This is a genomic window from Thermovirga lienii, from assembly GCF_036847465.1.
In the GTDB taxonomy this organism is placed as follows: domain Bacteria; phylum Synergistota; class Synergistia; order Synergistales; family Thermovirgaceae; genus Thermovirga; species Thermovirga lienii.
Map to the genome: position 1 here is coordinate 22,914 of NZ_DAITZW010000022.1, position 6,049 is coordinate 28,962.

At 46.4% G+C, this 6,049-nt stretch carries 6 protein-coding genes; 2 read left to right on the top strand and 4 right to left on the bottom strand.

Annotation, left to right across the window (positions count from 1 at the left end):
• Positions 1-54: 54 nt before the first annotated feature.
• Together tyrS and V7Z69_RS06835 are read left to right on the top strand one after the other, a co-directional pair.
• A complete protein-coding gene (gene tyrS / locus V7Z69_RS06830; protein ID WP_334139317.1) occupies positions 55-1,335 on the top strand; it encodes a tyrosine--tRNA ligase in 1,281 nt (426 codons plus the stop codon).
• 116 nt (positions 1,336-1,451) lie between these two features.
• Positions 1,452-2,207 carry a lysophospholipid acyltransferase family protein gene (locus V7Z69_RS06835; protein WP_148256331.1) on the top strand — a complete coding sequence of 252 codons (756 nt, stop codon included), beginning with the start codon at positions 1,452-1,454 and terminating at the stop codon, positions 2,205-2,207.
• On the opposite strand, the gene V7Z69_RS06840 is transcribed toward V7Z69_RS06835, so the two are convergent.
• The 4 genes from V7Z69_RS06840 to V7Z69_RS06855 form a co-directional block, all read right to left on the bottom strand.
• Positions 2,204-2,407 carry a 2-hydroxymuconate tautomerase gene (locus tag V7Z69_RS06840; RefSeq protein WP_014162963.1) on the bottom strand — a complete coding sequence of 68 codons (204 nt, stop codon included), beginning with the start codon at positions 2,405-2,407 and terminating at the stop codon, positions 2,204-2,206. The genes V7Z69_RS06835 and V7Z69_RS06840 overlap by 4 nt on opposite strands.
• Before the next feature lie 20 nt (positions 2,408-2,427).
• Positions 2,428-3,795 carry a tRNA uridine-5-carboxymethylaminomethyl(34) synthesis GTPase MnmE gene (gene mnmE, locus V7Z69_RS06845; RefSeq protein ID WP_014162964.1) on the bottom strand — a complete coding sequence of 456 codons (1,368 nt, stop codon included), beginning with the start codon at positions 3,793-3,795 and terminating at the stop codon, positions 2,428-2,430.
• Between the two features lie 101 nt (positions 3,796-3,896).
• Entirely contained in the window at positions 3,897-5,102 is a 1,206-nt protein-coding gene (locus V7Z69_RS06850) for an aminotransferase-like domain-containing protein (protein WP_014162965.1), read from the bottom strand.
• A 56-nt stretch (positions 5,103-5,158) separates the two neighbouring features.
• On the bottom strand, positions 5,159-5,806 hold the full coding sequence (locus V7Z69_RS06855) for a M48 family metallopeptidase (RefSeq protein ID WP_014162966.1): 648 nt from the start codon (positions 5,804-5,806) through the stop codon (positions 5,159-5,161).
• Between the last annotated feature and the right edge of the window lie 243 nt (positions 5,807-6,049).

The window sequence follows — 6,049 nt, forward strand, 5'->3', positions numbered from 1 at the left end:
GTTTAGAGAATATGAATTGAAAGCAAGTGCTTAAACAAAAGGGGGATTTAGTGGATGGTACAAAATGCCTTGGCGGTACTTCTGGAGCGCAATTGCATAGAATGGTGCAGCAACCCTGAGGAGCTTGGTTCTTTGTTCTCCACAGAGATGGTTACTGGATACATTGGGTTCGATCCGACAGCAGATAGTCTTCACGTGGGGCATTTGATACCCATAATGGGGCTTGCCTGGATGCAGCGATTGGGTCACAGGCCGATAGCAATAGCTGGAGGCGGGACCGGATTGATAGGCGACCCTTCAGGAAAGAGCAAAGAACGAAACCTGCTCACATTGGAACAAGTGGAACAGAACATGGTGAGTGTTAAAAAACAGCTTGAGCAATTCCTTGATTTCGATTGTGGTCCTAACTCGGCGCTTATAATAAACAACTATGATTGGCTTGGTAAGTTGGGTTTGATTGAGTTCCTCAGAGATACGGGCAAGTATTTTACCGTCAATTACATGATAGGTAGGGAGTACGTTAAAAGCCGCCTGGAGGATCCAGAAAAATCCATTTCCTTCACGGAATTTTCTTACATGCTTCTTCAGGCTTATGATTTTTATCATCTATATAAGGAATATGGGTGCAAACTTCAGATGGGTGGTAATGATCAGCAGGGGAACATTATAGCGGGCATTGATCTTATACGAAAGAAGGCTGGAGGCCAGGCCTACGGCATAACATATCCTTTGTTGCTGACAGCTTCGGGTCAGAAGTTTGGCAAGACAGAGGACGGCGCTGTGTGGTTGTCGCCGCAAAAGACATCTCCATATAAATTTTACCAGTTTTGGATAAACACCGATGACAGGGATGTAGAAAAGCTTTTGAAGTTGTTTACCTTTTTGCCTCTCGAAGAAATCAGAGAGTTGATGGAGGAGCACGAAAAAAGTCCTGAGAAAAGGTCCGCGCAGAGACGCTTGGCATGGGAAGTAACCAAGGTGGTACATGGAGAAAATGCTGCAGCTTCGGTGAGAAGAGCCAGCGAAATACTTTTCGGTGGCGCTTTTGAGCTTTCCGAATTGGATGAAAATATGCTTTCGGTTCTAAGGCGCGAGGTGCCCTCGGGTCATTTCTCCATGGAGGATTCCCAAAACATAGTAGATGTGCTGGTTGCCAGTGGAGCATGCAAGAGCAAGGGGGAGGCCAAAAGGCTCATAAAGGGAGGCGGTTTGGCGGTCAATGGAAGGAAGGTATCATCGGAAGACGAGCTTATTCAAAGAGAGGACCTTTTGTTAGGAAAGTACGTATTTTTGCGCTTGGGTAAAAAGAGATATCACATAGCGGAGAACCAGTAAATTAAAAGAGGTGCAAAATAGTAGTGTCCTATATATCGTCCTTCCTTAAAGCTGTTACTTTGTATGTGGGTAAAGGTGGTACAAGAGCAACCCTACTTGATTACCTCTTGTCTGGGATGCTTAAGACAACGAAACCCAGGGGGAAAGTGGCTATGGATAACCTTTCCATAGCCTTTCCCCAAAGTACTGAAGAGTGGCGTAAAGACATGCTGAGCAAAGTCTACAGCCACTTTGCCTCCACCCTCGTGGAATACATAGTGGCGTTGAATGAGCCCGATCGTTTAACAGGATGGTTCAAGACGGTAGAAGGGAAAAAATACTTGGATGAGGCGTTGACCAGCGGTAGAGGAGCGGTGTTACTTTTTGGGCATTTGGGTAACTGGGAACTATTGGGAGGTTGGCTTGCACTGTCTGGCTACCCTGTCTATGCAATGGTTAGAAAGCATGATGACCAAGAGTTGGAAGATCTTATAGACGGTTACAGGCAGCGGATGAATCTCAAGATAATAGATAAGGACAACATTAGGGAGCCCATAAGGCAGTTAAAAAAAGGCAATTTTGTTGCCATAGCTGGGGATCAACATTGGGGTAGGGCGGGGCTGGAAGTTCCCTTTCTTGGAAAGACATGTAGCACTCCATCTGGACCTGCAGTATATGCTATCTTGACGGGAGCCCCAATTATACCCATAGCTGCCTTCAGGCGAGGAAAGTTCGATTATGTTTTTGAGGCCTATCCCCCAATAGAACCTCAAAGAAAGGGCGATAGTAAACAGGAAACATACAGGTTAACGACGCTCGCCAACCAGGCTATTGAGAAGATGATCAGAAAGGCACCGGAACAATGGTTATGGATGCACCGGCGTTGGCGCTAGGACTTAGGCCTTGGGTCCCTTTCAGAAATAAGAAATCCTCCTATAGAGTAGTGGGTTTTGGGCATTTCATCTAGGATGATTCGTACTTGCTGCGGTTGAACTTCCAAAGATTCACATATTGCTTCCGTTACCTTTGAAACTAGTTTCTTTTTTTGTTCGTAGCTTCGGCCTTCCAAAAAATGGATTTGTACAACTGGCATACTTTATCACCTCTTGTCCTTTATTTACCTATGCAGAAACTGCTGAATATGGCATCAAGAAGGGCTTCATCTGCTTCCACGCCCAATATCCTTTCCAGACATTTCCTGGCTTCAGCAAGACACGCAGCTGCCGCGTCCTCCCCTAAGTTGGTACTCAATGCTTCTAAAGCTGTATCAATGTTTGTGAGGACTCCTTTTAGCTCTTCTATCTGTCTTGTTGTGGCATTGAGTCCCTCGTTTACGTCTCCGCCTTGGAGAAATAGATCAACGATACTGTCCTTTAGTTCCTCGATTCCAGTACGGTTGTTTGCGGAGATTATGTGCACCTTGCTTTCAGGTAGTATCTTGGATATGTCCTTCTCTGTCACTACCAGAGGCAGGTCCGCCTTGTTTATGACCACTATATGTCGTTTGTTTTTCAGGGCGTAAGCGACTTTGAGATCTTCTTGTTGAAGCCTTTCATTGCCATCTATCACCCATAAAAGAATGTCGGATTCGTGAAGGGCTTTTTGTGCTTTTTCGACACCTATGGCTTCCACTTCATCGGAGGGTTCCCTTATTCCTGCGGTGTCAACTAACCTTAATGGAACCCCCTTGTGGGTCAAAACTTCCTCTATTATGTCTCTTGTGGTTCCTGGTATAGCAGTGACTATGGCCCTTGATTCGTTCAAGAAAGCGTTAAGCAGAGAGGATTTGCCAACGTTGGGGCGCCCCACCAGGGCTACCCTTATGCCCTCCCGAAGAAGATTTCCCTTTCTTGCACTATCCAAAATTGATGCGGTCTCATTTCGCAGTTCGGTAAGCTTAAGGATGCCGTCTTTTGCGGAAAGAGGGGGAATGTCTTCCTCGGGAAAATCAAGGTTGGCCTCAAGAAGTACGCAAAACTCCATTATCTCGTCGTAAAGATGCTTTATCTTCTCCGAGAAACTTCCAACGAGGTTTCTTGTAGCTGATTTCAGGGCTTCTTCGCTCCGAGCTCGAATTATGCCTATCACTGATTCTGCTTGGGATAGATCTATACGACCATTGACAAACGCCCTTCGGGTGAACTCTCCCGGCTCTGCCAGCCTTGCCCCCTTTTTCAGTAGTTCTTCCAGACACAGTCTTGCGACCAGGGTTCCGCCGTGGCAGTGGATCTCTGCGACTTCTTCCCCCGTGTAGCTGTAGGGGGCCTGGAACCACACAGCCAAAACTTCGTCTATGGCTTCGCCCTCTTGATTTATGATATATCCGTGGCACATGAAACGGGGTGGATAACTTTTCAGCGGTCTTTTGCCTCTGAAAATGGAGTCCACGAGGTCCCTTGAGCCTCTGCCTGATAACTTAACTATGGATATTGCAGCTTCTCCCCATGCGGTCGCTATGGCCGCAATTATATCTTGTCCCATATGGTTACCCCTTTTACCCAGCTATATTGCAGCTGGGGACACCGAGTTTGCGGCATCCCCAGCTGCAGGCAGTATTATATATCAACTTTACTCTTATTTGTTTACAAAAGCTCTCTCAGTGCTTCTCCCAATCTGGATATTCCCTCTTCGGTTTGCTCTTTTGATGCAAAGGTGAAACACATCCTGAAGTTGTGTTCGCCTCCTCCATTGGGGAAGAAGGGTTCGCCCAACACGAAGGCAACTTTCTTTTCTACCGCCTTCTCAAATAAGTCTTTGGCCTTCACTTTGGGAGTTTCAAGCCAGTAGAAAAAGCCTCCTCTAGGGGTCAACCACTTGACTTCTCCTTGAGGTAGGTATTTACGGAAAGCTTCCTCCATGGCATCTCGTTTCTTCCTGTAGTGATCTATTATTTTGGGCAAGAAGCTGTCGAGGTGCCCCAGTCGGCAGTATTCATATACCATGGCTTGGGCTACTACGCTGGTACAAACGTCGACCCCCTGTTTGAAGACGGTCATCTTTCTTATTACTTCCTTGTTTCCTGCGCACCAGGCCACGCGGGTTCCGGGGGCCAGAATCTTTGAGAAACTGCAGGCGAAAACCACTCTCCCCGAGGTGTCCATTGAGAATATGGATGGTATCTCCTCTCCGTCGAAGCGCACATATCCGTAAGGGTCATCTTCTAGGATAAGAAGATTATATTTCTCAGCGATTTCTATTAGTTTTTTCCTTCTTTCGAGGGAAAGGTCGCATCCCAGAGGATTGTGGAAGTTTACTATGGTGTAAATGAATTTGACTTTTTTGCCTTCTTTTCGGGCTTTTTCCACCATCTCGGGTATCATGTCCACTTTCATTCCGTTCTCGTCACATGGAACGGTGAGGAATGAGGCCCCGTGGTTTCTCATAGTTAATGTGGCTCCCAGGAAAGTGGGTTCTTCGCATATGACCCAATCTCCTTTGTCGATCAAGACCCAGGACAATAGGTCTACAATTTGAGTGGAACCTGTTGTTATTAGGATTTCATCGGTTGCGAGTTTACGTCCCATTTTAGGTGCGGTCCACTCCGCGAGGAACTCCTTTAGGGGCAGATAGCCCTCAGTGGTTCCGTATTGCAGTACATCCTTGCCTTCACGGTCTAGTATGCCTGCTGCTTCCTTGAACTGCTCCACAGGGAATATCTCTGGGTCTGGCATTCCTCCTGCGAAGGATATCATACCAGGCCTCCTTATCAGGTGGAGCATTTCTCTGATAGGCGAAGGCTTCAAATTAAACGTGGCTTGGCTGTACAAGCTTTCCAAAAAATTACTCAATTCCCATCCCCTCCATATGTAAAGATTCTCTGCTTTCCTCTGCTATTTAGATCATTTTAGCTAGCTCCCTTTCCCCCAGATATGGAAATAGTGGTATTTCTAATGTGTTCAAGGCGTCTTTCCGTTGGGGGGTGAGAGTTGAAACCGTTTGGGGTGGTGGAGTAGCCCGCCTCCTTCATCCGAAGGAGAGCATTGTAGAGCCCCCAAGGGTTGTAGCCCGCTTTATGTGCCAGCTGTACGCCAAAGTCGTCGGCTTCGACCTCCATTTCCCTGCTGAATCCCGATTCGGCCAAGGCTAGCCCCAACCTCAGGATGGTGGAAGCTGTTTTGTCGTCTTTCCCAAAGGCACGATATAACAAGTACCAAATTAGGTTTCTGGAGACGGTCTCTCTGTAGTGGCCCAGTTTTATGTGTCCTATTTCATGGGCGAAGATTCCTGCTATTTCATCATCCTGATCCATTATGTTGAGAAGCCCTTTGGTCACATGTATTGAGTAATCAGACCCCCTGAAGGAGACCCAGGCGTTGGGTTCTTCTTTGTCCTCTACGACTAGAGTTTTGTTTCCTCCGAGCCCAGACACTGTACTGAGCCTGTCCCATACCTTTTGGGCCTGTTTCGGGCTTACTGCCCCCAAGGCAGGGGACCACAAAAATACAAAGGTAATTAATATGCAAAGGAAAGGACCCACTATATGTTTTCGCAATAAATTACCTCCAAATGGCTTTCTTATAAACTAAATTATACATTATTTGCCTCGTAGTCTTTACATGGCAAATTTTTTGTGTTATAAAACCTCCATTCAAAACATATTTTACAAGAACAGAGAGATGACGCAATGACTAAAAGTAAGAAAAGGTTACTTGGTATAGGTTGTTCGGGAGCTATGGGTTCTTAGTTACGTCCATATAATTGTGTAAAATTAAGAGCCAAGGCAAGGTCTCTGGTT

What these genes read in the sequence shown, in the direction of transcription:
- V7Z69_RS06840 (WP_014162963.1), bottom strand. Translation starts at nt 2,407, where the DNA reads ATGCCAGTTGTACAAATCCATTTTTTGGAAGGCCGAAGCTACGAACAA.
- tyrS (WP_334139317.1), top strand. Translation starts at nt 55, where the DNA reads ATGGTACAAAATGCCTTGGCGGTACTTCTGGAGCGCAATTGCATAGAA.
- mnmE (WP_014162964.1), bottom strand. Translation starts at nt 3,795, where the DNA reads ATGGGACAAGATATAATTGCGGCCATAGCGACCGCATGGGGAGAAGCT.
- V7Z69_RS06835 (WP_148256331.1), top strand. Translation starts at nt 1,452, where the DNA reads ATGCTTAAGACAACGAAACCCAGGGGGAAAGTGGCTATGGATAACCTT.